Annotated in this window: 16 protein-coding genes; 11 read left to right on the forward strand and 5 right to left on the reverse strand. The window is 56.5% G+C overall.

All coding sequences use genetic code 11. The features are described from left to right. Positions 1–44: 44 nt before the first annotated feature. From rpe to trpS, 3 genes are read left to right on the forward strand one after another with little or no spacing between them, the layout of a single operon-like run. Complete coding sequence (gene rpe, locus ACG1VR_RS01325) at positions 45–722, forward strand: ribulose-phosphate 3-epimerase (protein WP_395490011.1); 678 nt, start codon at positions 45–47, stop codon at positions 720–722. Then, entirely contained in the window at positions 715–1,428 is a 714-nt protein-coding gene (locus tag ACG1VR_RS01330; RefSeq protein WP_227318512.1) for a phosphoglycolate phosphatase, read from the forward strand. Before rpe ends, ACG1VR_RS01330 begins: the two co-directional genes overlap by 8 nt. After that, positions 1,421–2,425, forward strand: a complete 1,005-nt coding sequence (gene trpS / locus ACG1VR_RS01335; RefSeq protein WP_016538511.1) for a tryptophan--tRNA ligase — start codon at positions 1,421–1,423, stop codon at positions 2,423–2,425. Before ACG1VR_RS01330 ends, trpS begins: the two co-directional genes overlap by 8 nt. Positions 2,426–2,432: 7 nt before the next feature. Here the strand turns inward: trpS and ACG1VR_RS01340 are convergent, their stop codons facing one another. Continuing rightward, entirely contained in the window at positions 2,433–2,648 is a 216-nt protein-coding gene (locus ACG1VR_RS01340; RefSeq protein WP_395490014.1) for a hypothetical protein, read from the reverse strand. Between the two features lie 66 nt (positions 2,649–2,714). Here ACG1VR_RS01340 and yhfZ point away from each other — a divergent pair, with 66 nt between their 5' ends. The 8 genes from yhfZ to ACG1VR_RS01380 all read left to right on the forward strand — a co-directional run bounded on the left by yhfZ (position 2,715) and on the right by ACG1VR_RS01380 (position 10,148). Beyond that, positions 2,715–3,620 carry a GntR family transcriptional regulator YhfZ gene (gene yhfZ / locus ACG1VR_RS01345; protein ID WP_395490015.1) on the forward strand — a complete coding sequence of 302 codons (906 nt, stop codon included), beginning with the start codon at positions 2,715–2,717 and terminating at the stop codon, positions 3,618–3,620. A 14-nt stretch (positions 3,621–3,634) separates the two neighbouring features. Beyond that, positions 3,635–3,991: a PRD domain-containing protein gene (locus tag ACG1VR_RS01350; protein ID WP_395491144.1), complete on the forward strand. Its 357-nt coding sequence runs from the start codon at positions 3,635–3,637 to the stop codon at positions 3,989–3,991. A 90-nt stretch (positions 3,992–4,081) separates the two neighbouring features. After that, positions 4,082–5,254 carry a YhfX family PLP-dependent enzyme gene (locus ACG1VR_RS01355; RefSeq protein WP_395490016.1) on the forward strand — a complete coding sequence of 391 codons (1,173 nt, stop codon included), beginning with the start codon at positions 4,082–4,084 and terminating at the stop codon, positions 5,252–5,254. Then, entirely contained in the window at positions 5,247–6,491 is a 1,245-nt protein-coding gene (locus ACG1VR_RS01360) for a phosphopentomutase (protein ID WP_395490018.1), read from the forward strand. Before ACG1VR_RS01355 ends, ACG1VR_RS01360 begins: the two co-directional genes overlap by 8 nt. Next, positions 6,478–7,368, forward strand: a complete 891-nt coding sequence (locus tag ACG1VR_RS01365) for a phosphotriesterase-related protein (RefSeq protein ID WP_395490019.1) — start codon at positions 6,478–6,480, stop codon at positions 7,366–7,368. The genes ACG1VR_RS01360 and ACG1VR_RS01365 overlap by 14 nt, the downstream gene beginning before the upstream one ends. A 9-nt stretch (positions 7,369–7,377) precedes the next feature. Next, positions 7,378–7,731, forward strand: coding sequence for a DUF2620 domain-containing protein (locus tag ACG1VR_RS01370; RefSeq protein WP_016538505.1), 354 nt, complete (start codon positions 7,378–7,380; stop codon positions 7,729–7,731). A gap of 10 nt (positions 7,732–7,741) precedes the next feature. Beyond that, positions 7,742–9,046, forward strand: coding sequence for a YhfT family protein (locus ACG1VR_RS01375; protein WP_016538504.1), 1,305 nt, complete (start codon positions 7,742–7,744; stop codon positions 9,044–9,046). 10 nt (positions 9,047–9,056) lie between these two features. Next, complete coding sequence (locus ACG1VR_RS01380) at positions 9,057–10,148, forward strand: aminotransferase class V-fold PLP-dependent enzyme (protein ID WP_395490022.1); 1,092 nt, start codon at positions 9,057–9,059, stop codon at positions 10,146–10,148. A gap of 27 nt (positions 10,149–10,175) precedes the next feature. Here the strand turns inward: ACG1VR_RS01380 and cysG are convergent, their stop codons facing one another. The 4 genes from cysG to nirB form a co-directional block, all read right to left on the reverse strand. Then, positions 10,176–11,549 (reverse strand): siroheme synthase CysG, encoded by a 1,374-nt coding sequence (gene cysG, locus ACG1VR_RS01385; RefSeq protein ID WP_016538502.1) that lies wholly within the window; start codon positions 11,547–11,549, stop codon positions 10,176–10,178. A gap of 13 nt (positions 11,550–11,562) precedes the next feature. Next, positions 11,563–12,369, reverse strand: coding sequence for a nitrite transporter NirC (gene nirC / locus ACG1VR_RS01390; protein ID WP_395490023.1), 807 nt, complete (start codon positions 12,367–12,369; stop codon positions 11,563–11,565). 263 nt (positions 12,370–12,632) lie between these two features. Beyond that, positions 12,633–12,959 (reverse strand): nitrite reductase small subunit NirD, encoded by a 327-nt coding sequence (gene nirD, locus ACG1VR_RS01395; protein ID WP_395490024.1) that lies wholly within the window; start codon positions 12,957–12,959, stop codon positions 12,633–12,635. After that, on the reverse strand, positions 12,956–15,505 hold the full coding sequence (gene nirB / locus ACG1VR_RS01400; protein ID WP_039898895.1) for a nitrite reductase large subunit NirB: 2,550 nt from the start codon (positions 15,503–15,505) through the stop codon (positions 12,956–12,958). The genes nirD and nirB overlap by 4 nt, the downstream gene beginning before the upstream one ends. Positions 15,506–15,614 lie beyond the last annotated feature (109 nt).

Genomic DNA, 15,614 nt, shown 5'->3' on the forward strand with positions numbered 1-15,614 from the left:
CGTTTCGCCCGCCGCCGAAAGATGAATGACTCATGGAGAAGCGGATGAAACAGTATTTGATTGCCCCCTCAATCCTCTCTGCCGACTTCGCCCGCCTGGGCGAGGACACGGCTAAAGCGCTGGCCGCAGGTGGCGACGTCGTCCATTTTGACGTCATGGACAACCACTATGTTCCCAACCTGACGATGGGGCCGATGGTGCTCAAAGCGCTGCGCGACTACGGCGTGACCGCCCCTATCGACGTGCATCTTATGGTGAAACCGGTCGATCGCATCATTCCCGATTTTGCCGCCGCCGGTGCCAGCATTATCACCTTCCATCCGGAAGCCTCCGAGCACGTTGACCGCTCCCTGCAGCTGATTAAAGAACACGGCTGTAAAGCTGGCATGGTCTTGAACCCGGCGACGTCGCTCTCCTGGCTTGACCACGTTATGGATAAGCTGGATGTTATTCTGCTGATGTCCGTTAACCCGGGCTTTGGCGGCCAGTCGTTTATTCCCCACACGCTTGAAAAACTGCGCCAGGTACGCGAGCGCATTGACGCCTCCGGGTATGATATTCGCCTCGAAGTAGACGGCGGCGTGAAGGCCGATAATATCGCTGAAATCGCAGCGGCGGGCGCAGACATGTTCGTTGCCGGCTCTGCTATCTTCGGCCAGCCTGATTATAAAGCGGTTATTGACCGCATGCGTTCTGAACTGGCTAAGGTAAGTCATGGATAAGTTTCAAAAAATTCGCGGTATCGCCTTCGACCTTGACGGCACGTTAATCGACACTGCACTTGGCCTGAGTCAGGCGGTGGATCTGGCGCTTTATGCGCTTGAACTGCCGACGGCGGGAGAAGAGCGTGTCGTGACCTGGGTGGGTAACGGCGCGGATGTCATGATGCAAAGGGCGCTGAAGTGGGCGCTGAAAGATAAAGAACCCGATCTCGCTCAGCTGAATATTGCGCGCAAACTGTTTGACCGCTATTACGCCGAAACGGTTGAAGAGGGGAGTTTCCTGTTCCCGGGCGTAGCGGATACGCTGGCGGCCCTGAAGCAGAAGGGGCTACCGCTTGGCGTGGTGACCAACAAACCGACGCCGTTTGTGGTGCCGATGCTTGAAGATCTCGGCATTGCGCAGTACTTCCAGGTCATCATCGGCGGCGACGATGTGAAAGAGAAAAAACCGCATCCGGAAGCCCTGTTCAAGGTGATGGAAAACATGGGGCTGGCCGCGGACGAATTGCTTTTTGTTGGCGATTCCCGCAATGATATCCAGGCCGCGCAGGCGGCAGGCTGCCCGAGCGTCGGGCTGACCTGGGGTTATAACTATGGCGAAGCGATTGAACTGAGCAAACCGGACGTTGTGTTTGACCGTTTCGATGAATTACTGCCCGCTTTCGGGCTACCACCATTAGCAAATCAGGAAGCAGAACATGAGTAAGCCCATCGTCTTTAGCGGCGCACAGCCTTCAGGTGAATTAACCATCGGTAACTACATGGGTGCGCTGCGTCAATGGGTGAATATGCAGGATGATTATCACTGCATTTACTGCATCGTTGACCAGCACGCTATCACCGTTCGCCAGAACCCGGCCGCGCTGCGTAAAGCCACGCTGGATACGCTGGCGCTGTATCTTGCCTGCGGTATCGACCCGAAGAAAAGCACCATTTTCGTTCAGTCTCACGTACCGGAGCACGCGCAGCTGAGCTGGGTGCTGAACTGCTACACCTACTTCGGCGAGCTGAGCCGCATGACTCAGTTCAAAGACAAATCCGCACGTTATGAAGAAAACATCAACGCCGGTCTCTTCGACTATCCGGTGCTGATGGCGGCAGATATCCTGCTGTACCAGACCACTCAGGTGCCGGTGGGCGAAGACCAGAAGCAGCATCTGGAGCTGAGCCGCGATGTTGCCAGCCGCTTCAACGCGCTGTACGGCGATATTTTCAAAGTGCCTGAGCCGTTTATTCCTAAGTCCGGCGCCCGCGTAATGTCCCTGCTGGAGCCGACTAAAAAGATGTCCAAGTCGGACGATAACCGCAATAACGTTATCGGCCTGCTGGAAGATCCGAAGTCGGTGGTGAAGAAAATTAAACGTGCGGTAACCGACTCCGAAGAGCCGCCAGTGGTGCGTTATGACGTGAAGGAAAAAGCCGGCGTTTCTAACCTGCTTGATATCCTCTCCGGCGTGACCGGCAAGCCGATTGCCGAGCTGGAAGCCAGCTTCGAAGGTAAAATGTATGGTCACCTGAAAGGCGAAGTGGCGGAAGCCGTATCCGGCATGCTGACCGAGCTTCAGGAGCGCTATCACCGTTATCGTAACGACGAAGCCTTCCTGCAGCAGGTGATGAAAGAAGGGGCTGAGAAAGCCCGCGCTCGCGCCAGCGAGACGCTGAAAAAGGTCTACGAAGCGATAGGTTTCGTCGCCCAGCCATAACTTTTCCCTATGCATAACCCGTCGCCAGGCGGGTTATTTCTATTGATGTCAAACAGCCAAAAAACGTGGTTTTTGGCTGTTTGGGGTAAGTCAGAGAACAGTATTCATTGTTTTTATTAGCATGGTGTTCATGTCTTTTAAGCACAATGGGTTTGGTCTGCAGTTCCTCGTAACCCGCCAGGCGGGTTATTTCTTTTTTGTGACCCCATTCTCCTTTTGTCATTTTCCCCTTTGCCATCTATATTCAATTTTATGAAGATATATTCATTCAATAAATTGAAGATAACCAATGAGCCGCAGCTTTATAAAAAAAGAGGGCGTAGCCCAATCCAGTCTGGCCCGTTATTTACTGGGTGAAAAATGTGGTAACCGACTGAAAACCATCGATGAACTGGCGGGTGAGTGCGGTTTCTCCGTTGGCCTGACGCAGGCGGCTTTAAAGACGCTGGAGAAGGCAGGAGCGGTAGCCGTTGAGCGCCGGGGGCGCAACGGTAGTTACCTGATGAGCATGGATAACAAAGCCCTATTAGCGTTCGCCGATATCGGCAATGTAGTGTGTGCTATGCCGCTGCCGTACACCCGGCTTTATGAAGGGCTGGCCAGCGGCCTGAAGGCGCAGTTTGACGGCATTCCGTTTTACTACGCCCATATGCGAGGGTCGGATGTGCGCGTGGAGTGCCTGCTGAACGGCGTTTATGACCTGGCGGTGGTCTCCCGGCTGGCGGCGCAAAGTTACCTCAGCAACCCTGAGATTTTTATCGCGCTGTCCCTCGGGCCGCATACCTATGTCGGCGAGCACAAATTGATTTGCCGAACCGGGCAGAAGGATAAGATTCGCCGCATCGGCATTGACCCGCGCTCTGCCGACCAGCGCATCATGACGGGCGTTTATTTTGCCGGGCAGGATGTTGAATTGCTGGATGTTTCTTACCACGAATGCTTGCACCGGATTGCTAAAGGCGACGTGGATGCGGTGATTTGGAACGTCAGCAATGAGTCGAGCCTGGAGGTCCAGGGGCTAACCGCGCTGCCGCTCAGCGGCGATGCCTGTTTCCTTGAGGCTTCAGAGGCGGTAGTGCTGACGCGAAGCGAAGATATCCCTATCCAGCAGTTGCTGAGAACGGTGGTGGATAAGAATGAACTGCTGGCCCATCAGCAAAGCGTGCTGAGCGGCGAACAGGAACCGAGCTATTGACAGAGGTAATCAGTATGGAAGACCGGCTCAACCTGCTATGTGATGCAGGCGTCATCGACCGGGATATTTGCGATGGCATGAAACAGGTGGTGGCGCAGCTGGAAACCCGCTGGGCCATTCCGCTGCAAAATGACCAGGGCACGATGGCCATCACCCATATGGCGAACGCGCTGATGCGCAGCCGTCGTGGAGAAGAGGTTGGCCCGCTGGATCCCGAGCTGCTGGCGGAGATTAAAGCCGACAGCGTGTTTGGCGAAGTTGAACAGGTACACCACGCTTTGCTGACGCCGTTTAGCGTTCAGCTGCACCCGAGTGAAGAGGGTTACCTGCTGGCAAACCTGTTCAGCCTGTGGCTGATCCACAAGAGCTAACGGATGTTGTTTGCGGCAGTATCTCTTAATTTAAATATTCAAAAAAATGATTATTTAGGCTGATTTGTTTCCCAGGTCGCGAGGCAAGGCATGTTTATTGAGGCACTCAAGGCACAGAATCCGGCGCTAATTAAGGCGGCTCAGGCCCTCTGGCAGCGGGGCGAAATCCTGCCGGACACTTATGTTATCGACGTCGATAGACTGCTGGATAACGGGCGTAAGCTGCTCGCCGCCGCGCAGCGCCACGGCATCACGCTCTATTTTATGACCAAGCAGATTGGGCGTAACCCGTGGCTTGCCGGGAAACTTATCGAGCTGGGGTTTCACGGGGCGGTGGCGGTGGATTTCAAAGAGGCCAGAACCCTGCGTGACGCCGGGATAGCGGTTTCCCATGTCGGCCATTTAGTACAGGTTCCCGTGGCGCAGGTGGAAGAAAGCGTCAGCGGTTCGACGGAAATTATCACGCTGTTCTCGCTCGAAAAAGCACGCGAAGTTTCTGCCGCCGCGCTGGCCTGCGGGCGGGTTCAGCCGGTGATGCTGAAAGTTTTTGCCGAATATGACCGCCTTTATCCAGGCCAGGAAGCGGGGTTCCCGCTAAACGAGCTGGACGATGTCGTGCGTGAAATCCTTGCGATGCCGGGAATTCGGCTGACCGGCCTGACGCATTTTCCCTGCTTGCTGTGGAACGATGAGCAACAGCAGACGCAGCCGACCCGCAACCTGATGACGCTCTTAAAGGCTCGTGACCTGCTGAAAGAGCGTGGGATTACGGTTGAGCAGATTAATGCTCCCTCGGCTTCAAGTTGCAGCACGCTGCCGATTCTGGCGCAGTACGGCGTTACCCATGCCGAACCGGGCCATGCGCTGACCGGCACAATTCCGGCTAACCAGCACGGCGACCAGCCTGAAGCCATCGCCATGCTTTATCTGACCGAGGTTTCTCACCAGTTTCAGGGCAAGAGCTACTGCTTCGGCGGCGGCTATTATCGCCGGGGGCACGCCCGGCACGCGCTGGTGTTTACCGCCCCCGATACGCCGATTGAAGCACGCCTGCTGCCGATAGACGACACCAGCATTGATTACCATCTGGCGCTCGAAGGTAGCTATCCGGTGGGCAGCCCGGTGGTGATGTGTTTCCGCACCCAGATTTTTGTTACCCGCAGCGACGTAGCGTTGGTTTCCGGCATTCAGAGCGGAAACCCGGTGCTGGAAGCGCTGTACGACAGCCTTGGGCACCCCATTTCGGGAGGGCAGCATGAGTAAGTTTTTGGTTCTGGTGATAGACAGCTTCGGCGTGGGGGCGATGGACGATGTGCCTGAAGTCCGCCCCCAGGATGTTGGAGCGAATACCTGCGGGCATATTTTGCAGCACTTCCCGCAATTGCGCCTGCCGACCCTGGAAAAGCTGGGGCTGATCAACGCTCTGGGCTTCGCGGCTAACGTAATGCAGCCAAACGCCGACGCGGTTTATGGCACCGCAGCGCTACAGCATGAAGGCGGCGACACCTTTATGGGGCACCAGGAAATTCTGGGTACGCGCCCACAAACGCCTCTGCGCATGCCGTTCTCAGAAGTTATCGACCAGGTTGAGCAAGCGCTGCTGGCCGAGGGCTGGCATACGGAACGAAAAGGCGAGGAACTGCAATTCCTCTGGGTGAACCAGGCGGTGGCCGTGGGCGATAACCTCGAGGCCGATCTCGGCCAGGTCTTTAATATCAGCGCCAATCTTAACGCCGTGCCGTTTGAGCAGGTGCGGGCGATTGGCGAAGTGGTGCGCCGCTGCGTCAAAGTCGGGCGGGTGATTGCCTTTGGCGGCCTGCTTGAGAGCAGCGAACAGTTGATTCAAGCCGCTGAAGAAAAACAGGGCCGTTATATCGGCATTAATGCGCCGCGTTCCGGGGTATATAAAAGCGGGTTCCAGGTCGTGCATATGGGCTATGGCGTTGACGCCAGCGTTCAGGCTCCGCAGCAGCTGCATCAGGTCGGGGTAAAAACGGTATTGGTCGGCAAAGTTGCCGATATCGCGATTAATCCGCATGGCATCAGCTACCAAAACCTGGTCGACTCGCAGGCGATTCTCGATATCACGCGGGATGAGCTGAATAAGCCCGGTAACGTCTTTATTTGCACCAATATCCAGGAAACCGACTTGGCGGGCCATGCCCAGGACGTCGAACGGTACGCCGAGCGGCTGGAGCTGGTCGATAAAAATCTGGCTCTGCTGATGGCGGATATGCAGGCCGGAGACTGCCTGGTGGTGATGGCCGACCACGGCAACGACCCGACCATCGGCCACAGCAAACACACGCGTGAAAACGTCCCGCTGCTGGTGTGGCAGCCGGGCATCGTCGGCGCTCATCTTGGGGCACGCGCTACGCTTTCTGATGTAGGCGCGACGGTTTGTGACTTTTTCCGGGCGGCAGCGCCGCAGAACGGCGTTTCGTTCCTGCCGCTGCTGAATCTCTCTTCTGCAAGTGGAGTCAATCATGACGGGGCATAAGCATATCGATCCATCGGGCTATACCTATGCCCATGAGCATCTTCACATCGACCTTTCCAGCTTCAAGGACAACATTGATTGCCGCCTCGATCGGTATGAGCTGATTTGCGGGGAAATGAAGGTGCTTTACCAGCGGGGCGTGCGCAACATCATTGAGATGACTAACCGCTATATGGGGCGTAACCCTCAGTTTATGCTGGATATCATGCGTGATACCGGCATCAATGTGATGGCCTGCACCGGTTACTACCAGCACGACTTCTTCCCGCCGCATGTGGCGACGACGCCGGTAAAGGTGCTGGCTCAGGAGATGATCGACGAGATTGAAATCGGTATCGACGGCACGGAATTAAAAGCCGGGATTATCGCGGAAATTGGCTCCAGCGTGGATGTCATCACGCCCGTTGAAGCCCGCGTTTTCCAGGCGGCGGCTATTGCTCATCACGAAACAGGCAGGCCGATTTCGACCCATACCTCTTTCAGCACCATGGGGCTTGAGCAGTTGGCGCTGCTGAAATCGTGGTGCGTGGATCTTTCCCGCGTCACCGTCGGCCACTGCGACCTGAAAGATAACCTCGACAACATCCTGCGGATGATTGACCAGGGAGCCTACGTTCAGTTCGATACCATCGGAAAAAACAGCTATTACCCGGACAAGAAGCGCATCTGGATGCTGAGCGAGCTAAAGAATCGTGGGCTGCTCGACCATGTCATGCTGTCGATGGATATTACCCGCCGCTCTCATCTGAAAGCCAACGGCGGTCCCGGTTTTGAATATTTGCTTACCACGTTTGTGCCGATGCTGCTGGAGGCCGGTTTCAGCCAGCCAGATATCGATTTGATGTTGCGTGACAACCCCTCTGTCTTCTTTAAGTAAGGATTTTCCATGAAAAAGATCGGTGTCGCTGGCTTACAGCGCGAACTCATCAAACAAACCATCGAAACGGCCGCTCCGGGCTGCTTCGAAGTGTTTATCTATAACGACATGGATGCCGCGCTGAAGGTGAAATCCGGCCAGCTTGATTACTACATTGGCGCCTGCAATACCGGGGCAGGTGCGGCCTTGTCGATTGCCATCGCGGTGATTGGCTATAACCGCAGCTGCACCATTGCCAAGCCCGGCATTAAAGCAAAAGAGGAGCAAATTGCCCGCCTGGTGTCCGAAGGCAAGGTGGCATTTGGCCTCTCCGTCGAACATATCGAGCATGCCATTCCGCTGCTGGTTAACCATTTAAAATAAAGGCATCCGTATGGAATTTTACCTTCACCTTGTAGTTGTTGCCTTGCTCACCGGGATGACGGCGCTGCTGGCGCATCGCTCTGCGGCGGTATTTCACGACGGTATTCGTCCGATCCTGCCGCAGCTGATTGAAGGCAATATGAACCGCCGCGAGGCGGGGAGCATCGCCTTTGGCCTGAGCATCGGCTTTGTGGCTTCGGTGGGTATTTCTTTCACCCTGAAGACCGGGCTGCTGAATAGCTGGCTGCTGTTCCTGCCTACCGATATTCTCGGCGTGTTGGCGGCAAACAGCCTGCTGGCATTCGGGCTTGGGGCCATCTGGGGCGTGCTGATCCTCACCTGCCTGGTGCCGGTTAACCACCTGCTTACCGCGCTGCCGGTGGACGTTCTCGGCTCGCTAGGCGAGCTAAGTTCTCCGGTTGTTTCGGCTTTTGCTCTCTTCCCGCTGGTGGCGATTTTTTATCAGTTCGGCTGGAAGAACAGCCTGTTCGCGGCGGTTGTCGTGCTGCTGACCCGCGTGCTGGTGGTACGTTTCTTCCCGCTGCTTAACCCGGAGTCTATCGAGATTTTCGTCGGCATGATTATGCTGCTGGCTATCGCCATTGTTCAGGATCTGCGATCTCGCGGCGAGAATGAACATGACGCTCACGGGCAGTCGGTATTCGAGGAGCGAACCTCCAGGATAATTAAAAATCTGCCTTATATCGCCATCGTTGGCGGGCTGATCGCCGCCGTTGCCAGCATGAAGCTGTTCGCCGGTAGCGAGGTGTCTATCTTCACGCTGGAGAAAGCCTACAAAATTGGCCTCGATCCTGCGCAATCTCAGAGCCTGATAGACCAGGCCGCTTTGGCTGAGTTTATGCGCGGGCTGGGCTTTGTGCCGATGATTGCTACCACGGCGCTGGCGACCGGCGTTTACGCGGTGGCGGGCTTCACCTTCGTGTTTGCCGTTGGCTACCTGATTGCTAACCCGTTGATTGCTTTTGTGGTCGGGGCGCTGGTTATCTCCGCCGAGGTGCTGCTGCTGCGCTCCATCGGAAAATGGCTGGGACGCTATCCTTCGGTGCGTAACGCTTCGGATAATATCCGTAACGCCATGAATATGCTGATGGAGATGGCGCTGCTTATTGGCTCTATTTTTGCGGCCATTAAGATGGCGGGTTATACCGGCTTTACCATCGCGACGGCGCTCTACTTCCTGAACGAGTCGCTGGGGCGTCCGGTGCAGAAAATGGCCGCGCCGGTTGTGGCGGTGATGATAACCGGCATCGTGCTTAATATTCTGTTCTTCTGCGGCCTGTTTATCCCGGCCTGAGGGAGGTAGTGTGAAAAGCTCGCCATTGCAAAGCCTGAGCATGGAACAGGCCCGGCTAAAACAGTTTCGCCTGGTGGATATTATCTGCCGCCATTTTCCGGGGGCGGATTTCCTTACCCTGGGCGATGTTGGGCTGGCGACCGGCCTTAACCAGCCGCATATGACCCGGCGGGTTGAGGCGGTGCTGGCGGACTTCTTTTCTGCACCGGCTGCCGCGCTGGTGCAGGGGGCGGGAACCGGGGCAATTCGCAGCGGGTTAGCTGCGTTGTTAAAGGCGGGCGATAGGCTGCTGGTGCATGATGCCCCTCTGTATCCTACAACGGCGGTGATTGCTGAACAGATGGGGCTTGAGCTGGTGCGGGCTGATTTTAATACGCTAAGCGAGGTGGAAAAATCCATCGTCGCGCATCGCCCGGTCGTGGCTTTAGTCCAGCATACCCGTCAGCAGCTCGACGATGCTTATCATCTGGCTGACGTTATCGCCTGTTTTAACCGTCACGCTTTGCCGTCGCTTACCGACGATAACTATGCGGTGATGAAGGTCGATAAAATCGGCTGCGAATGCGGAGCAACGCTTTCAACTTTCTCCAGCTTCAAGCTGTTTGGCCCGGCTGGCGTTGGCGTGGTGGTGGGTGAAGCGAGCGCGGTGAAGGCCGTGCGCCAGAGCCTGTATTCCGGCGGCAGCCAGGTTCAGGGGTTCCAGGCGATGGAGGTGCTGCGGGGACTGGTGTTTGCACCCGTGATGCATGCGGTTCAGGCTCAGGTTAACGATGAGCTGGTGGCGGCACTGAACGCAGGGGCAATACCGCAGGTGAAGCAGGCGCTTATCGCCAACGCTCAGTCGAAGGTATTGCTGGTTGAGTTTCATCGGCCGATTGCCGAACAGGTATTGGCCGAGGCCCACAAGCTTGGCGCGCTGCCTTACCCTGTTGGGGCCGAGTCTAAATATGAAGTCCCGCCGCTGTTTTATCGCGTTTCCGGCACGTTCCGGCAGTCCGACGCGAGCCTTGAGCAGCGGACTATCCGTATTAACCCGAACCGCAGCGGTGCCGGGACGGTGCTAAGAATCTTACGGGAAAGCTGTGCGGCGGTAGAAAAGTAAAAAGGAAGGCCGGAGCCTCCCTTTCCATTAGTGATTTGAGAACCAGTTGAGCTTATCACGCAGGGCAACCACGCGCCCGACGATAATCAGCGCCGGGCTGCCAACCTGGGTCGCCAGCTCGCCGAGCTGGTTCAGGCTTCCGCTCACCACACGCTGATTTACCGCAGTGCCGTTTTCCACCAGCGCCACCGGCATATTCTCTTCCATACCATGAGCAATCAGCTGCTGCTGAATGGTCGCGGCCTGATTGAGGCCCATATAGAACACCAGCGTCTGTTTTTCCGCAGCCAGATTGGCCCAGTCCAGTTCGCCGCCGGTCTTTAAATGGCCGGTGACCAGGCGCACGCTTTGAGCATAGTCGCGGTGGGTCAGTGGAATGCCCGAGTAAGCGGAGCAGCCCGAGGCAGCGGTAATTCCCGGCACCACGGAGAACGGGATCCCTCCGTTGCACAGGGTTTCCAGCTCTTCGCCGCCGCGCCCGAAGATAAACGGATCGCCGCCTTTCAGGCGCACAACACGTTTGCCTTTTTGCGCTTCGCGCAGCAGGATTTGGTTAATCTCTTCCTGCGGTACGCAGTGGTAGCCCGCTCGTTTACCGACGAAGACGCGATCGGCATCGCGGCGTACCAGATTCATAATGTCGTCAGATACCAGGCGGTCGTAAACCACTACGTCCGCCTGCTGGATCTGCTGCAAACCTTTCAGAGTCAGTAAACCCGCATCGCCAGGCCCGGCACCGACAAGCACGACTTCGCCGCGGTGATCGAGCGGGGTAGAAAACAGCGTTTCCGTCTCTTTCTCAACGGCAAGCTGGTCTTCATTGGCCAGATACTGTGCCAGTCTGTCGTTGGTGAAGAACTTTTCCCAGAAACGACGGCGTTCGCCCATAGAGGCGAAGGTTTGCTTTACGCGCCCGCGCAGGGTTCCCGCATAAGCGGCAATTTTGCCGAGATGCAGCGGCAGGGTGGCTTCCAGCTTTTCACGCAGCAGGCGTGCCAGCACCGGAGAAGTGCCGCCGGAAGAGACCGCGACCATCAGCGGAGAGCGGTCGATTATCGAAGGCATAATGAAACTTGCCTGTTTTGGAGCGTCGACAACGTTGCAGAAGATTCGGCGAGCCTCTGCGGCGTCGCTAACCTGCTGGTTTACAGCATCGTCATCGGTGGCGGCGATGGCCAGCCAGCTCTCGTCCAGCAGAGTGGGTGAGAATGCGCCTTCGGCCAGAGTCAGCATGTCCTGTTCGGCCCACGCTTTAAACTGTGGGCTGAACTCAAGGGCGTTAACGGTGATGCGCGCACCTGCCTCCAGCAATAAACGCGCTTTGCGTTCAGCAACGTCGCCACCGCCTACCAGCAGGCAGGCACGGCCACGTAACTGACAAAATATCGGCAGGTGATCCACGGTCAATCCTCAATTAATTACGGGCGGTTTCCGGCGCGCTTACGCGCTCAGGCTGCGGGCGCTCGGCTTTCGGCGTAGCATACCAATAACCCAGACCCATGAATACTATGCCGGAAAGGGTATTCCCCAGCGTGACCCACAGCAGATTGTGGCCGATACCGGACAGGGTATAAGCCTCGCTATGGTTGCCAAACCAGGAGAGAGCAAACAGCGTCATATTGGCGATGGAGTGCTCGTAGCCGGAGGCGATAAACGCCAGCAGGCACCACCAGATGGCGATAAACTTCGCCGCGCCTTCGGTACGGACTGCCATCCAGATAGCCAGGCAAACCAGCCAGTTACACAGCGCGCCTTTGAAGAACAACACCATCGCCGGAGCGGTGGTTTTTGCCAGCGCGGCGCTATGAATGAGGCTGGTATCAACCGGCAGCAGGCTTCCGCCGCCCCAGCTGTAGAGTAGGGCAACGAAAACGGAACCCAGCAGGTTACCAAGCCAGGTCTGCGGCAGAATTGCCCACATGCGCCCGTGCGAAATAGTGCCCGCTTTTACGCCGAAGGTCAGGAACATGGTGTGGCCGGTAAACAGCTCTGAACCGGCGATAATTACCAGCGTAAGGGCTATACCGAAGGTGGCACCCATGACCAGCGGCCGCACGGAAGGGTCGAGCAAGTTACCGAGGATAAATATCAGGATGATGCCGAGGCCGACATAGGCCCCCGCCATGGCGGAACTGACCCAGAAACCGAGAGGATTGCTCTGCGAGAGCCGGTTAATACGCGCGGCATTCGCCGCACACTTATTGATGGTATCGGTGAACATTTTTGTTATCCCAAATGAAGTTAAAAAAGAAAAAGTAAAAATGAATTTCCCTCACCCCAACCCTCTCCCAAAGGGAGAGGGGGAAACCGTCGTCGCTATTTTTGCTCGATCGGTTCCCTCTCTCCCGAGGGAGGAATACTTTCGGCACTCTCCCTCAGTTCGAGGGGAGAATACCGACGATGCCCTCTCCCTCAGTCCGAGGGGAGAATACCGACGATACCCTCTCCCTCAGGGAGAGGGCAGGGTGAGGGTTGTTTTAAGAATTACTCTTTTACCTGCACCAATCCGTCCTGCACGCGGGCTTCATAGTGCGGTACGGAGCGGCTTTCATCTTCCAGGCAAAGCCCGTCGCGCAGGCGAAAGTGTTGTTTTTTCAGCGGGCTGGCAACCCATAGCTCGTCCTGGTGTTCGGCAATCAGCCCGCGTGAAAGCACGCTTGCTTCAAAGAACGGGTCGATATTGCTGATGGCGTACACCTGCTCATCTTTGCGCGGGCGGAAAATCGCAACCTGAGCATTGCCCACCAGGGCGCAAACGCCGGTCGCGGGCAGGATGTCGTTTAGCTGACAAACGGTTGTCCACTGGCTCATGCGTGTTCCTCCACTTCTACCAGAGTGACCGGGATACGCTCGTATGGCGTAGCCGGACGATGTTGTTCGCGCTCGCTCACCACCTGCACATTCGGGTCACGCAGCGGGCTGTTGATAAAGTGCTTGAAGCGGACCTGCGCCTGCGGCGTATTTACCGTTTCGGTCCACTCGCAAATGACTTTCTCACGCAGGCGGGCCAGTTCGGCTTCCAGATGCTCATTGAGGCCAAGCTTGTCGTCGATGATAACGCTGCGCAGGTAGTCGATGCCGCCTTCAAGGTTTTCCAGCCAGACGGAGGTACGGGTGAGTTTGTCCGCGGTGCGGATGTAGAACATCATAAAGCGGTCGAGATACTTGATGATGGTTTCGCGGTCGAGGTCGGCTGCCAGCAGGTCCGCATGGCGTGGTTTCATGCCGCCGTTACCGCAAACATACAGGTTCCAGCCTTTCTCGGTGGCGATAATACCGACGTCTTTGCCCTGGGCTTCCGCACATTCGCGGGTACAGCCGGAAACGCCAAACTTCATTTTGTGCGGCGTGCGGATGCCTTTGTAGCGGTTTTCCAGCTCGACGCCGAAGCCCACGCTATCACCCACGCCATAGCGGCACCAGGTGCTGCCCACGCAGGTTTTCGCCATGCGTAGCGCTTTTGCGTAGGCGTGGCCGGTTTCAAAGCCAGCCTCAATCAGCTGACGCCAGATTTCCGGCAGATCGTCTTTTTGCGCGCCGAACAGGCCGATGCGCTGAGAGCCGGTTATTTTGGTGTAGAGGTTATATTCGCGGGCGATACGGCCCACTTCCATCAGCCCTTCAGGGGTAATTTCGCCGCCTGCGGAGCGCGGGATGACCGAGTAGGTGCCGTCTTTCTGAATGTTGCCGAGGAAGTTGTCGTTGGTGTCCTGTAGCGGGGTCAGCTCCGGCTCCAGCACATACTCATTCCAGCAGGAAGCCAGCAGCGAGCCAACGGTTGGTTTGCAAACTTCACACCCGTAGCCCTTGCCGTACTTCTCAAGCAACTGGTCGAAGGATTTGATGCCTTCAACGCGGATCAGGTGATACAGCTCCTGGCGTGAGAAAGCAAAGTGTTCGCAAAGGTTGTTGTTAACTTCGATCCCGGCTTTAGCAAGCTCGGCGTTCAGCACCTGAGTGACCAGCGGGATACAGCCGCCGCAGCCCGTACCGGCTTTGGTTTCCGCTTTCAGCGCCGCAACGGTATGGCAGCCTTTATTGATAGCTTTGATCAGGTCGCCTTTGGTGACGTCAAAACATGAGCAGATTTGCGCGCTTTCCGGCAGTTTGTCGACGCCGATAGAAGGCTTGCCGCCGCTGGCATGAGCCGGGAGGATCAGCGAGTCCGGATTTTCCGGCAGCTCAATGGCGTTTAGCACCAGTTGCAGCAGGTTGCCGTAGTCGCTCGTATCGCCAACCAGCACCGCGCCGAGGAGGGTTTTGTTGTCTTCGCTTACGATCAGGCGTTTGTAGATTTCTTTGCTTTCGTCCAGATAGACATAGCTGCGTGCGTTTGGCGTGCGGCCGTGCGCGTCGCCAATGCCGCCTACGTCAACGCCGAGCAGCTTCAGCTTGGCGCTCATATCCGCGCCTTCGAAGGCATTTGCGGTGCCGAGCAGATGGTCCGCGGTGACCTGCGCCATTTTGTAGCCGGGGGCGACGAGACCGAAAACGCGGTTTTGCCAGCTGGCGCACTCGCCGATGGCGTAAATATCCGGGTCCGAGGTCTGGCAACTGTCGTTAATCACGATACCGCCGCGCTGGGCGGTTTCAAGCCCGCACTGGGTCGCGAGCTTGTCCTGAGGACGAATACCGGTAGAGAACACGATAAAGTCGACTTCAAGATCGCTGCCGTCGGCAAAGCGCATGGTTTTACGCGCTTCGTTACCCTGCTGCACGATTTCTTGGGTGTTTTTGCCGGTATGTACGCGAACGCCCATACGTTCGATTTTGCTGCGCAGCTGCTCGCCGCCCATGCGGTCAAGCTGTTCGGCCATCAGCATTGGGGCAAATTCGATAACGTGGGTTTCCACGCCGAGGTTTTTCAGCGCGCCTGCGGCTTCCAGACCCAGCAGGCCGCCGCCGACTACCGCGCCGCGTTTGCTGCGGCGTGCGCAGGACTCGATAGCGTTAAGATCTTCGATGGTGCGGTAAACGAAACAGTCCTGGGTTTCAGAACCCTTAATCGGCGGGATCCACGGATAGGAGCCGGTCGCCATGACCAGCTTGTCGTAATACACCGTGCGGCCGGTATTGGAGTGGATAACCTTTTCCTGGCGGTTGATGGTAATGGCGCGTTCGCCAACCAGCACTTTCACGCCGTGTTTTTCGTAATAGCCGTCGCGGACCAGCGAGAGTTCTTCAGCAGTATGATGGGAGAAATAAGACGAGAGGTGCACGCGGTCGTAGGCTTTGCGTGGCTCTTCACAAAATACGGTGATATCGAACTGGTCGGGCTGGGCTTTATCAAGTAAGTCTTCGATAAAGCGATGGCCAACCATGCCGTTACCGATAACTGCGATTCTGACTTTGCTCATAATTGCCTCAATTTCTTTTTTATTACCGCCTACCTTAACGATTCAGCTACGGTGATTATTGATGCAAATCAAATACGTCTTTATATACCCCTTAATGGGTATATGGTTG

The organism is Cedecea davisae (genome assembly GCF_044095835.1).
GTDB classification, from domain to species: domain Bacteria; phylum Pseudomonadota; class Gammaproteobacteria; order Enterobacterales; family Enterobacteriaceae; genus Cedecea; species Cedecea davisae.